The sequence below is a fragment of the Streptomyces sp. O3 genome, from assembly GCF_054788135.1.
The window spans coordinates 1-253 of sequence record NZ_JBTVYK010000218.1; the positions used below are offsets into that span (position 1 = coordinate 1).

1 pseudogene is annotated in these 253 nt (G+C 43.5%); it reads left to right on the forward strand.

The features are described 5' to 3' along the window. Positions 1-253, forward strand: a pseudogene (locus ACX6XY_RS30425) (ammonium transporter); the annotation flags it as partial.

The window sequence follows — 253 nt, forward strand, 5'->3', positions numbered from 1 at the left end:
GCTTTTGTTAATACGAATACGGCAGCTGCTGCAGGTATTATCGGTTGGGGTTTGGTTGAATGGTTGACGAATAAAAAGCCAACTATGCTTGGAACCATTTCCGGAGCAATTGCTGGTTTAGTATCCATTACCCCTGCCGCTGGATTTGTTACCGTTCCAAGTTCACTTATCATTGGTTTCTTCGGCGGAGCACTATGTTTCTGGGCTGTGTTCTGGTTGAAAGGAAAAGTAAAATATGATGATGCACTTGATG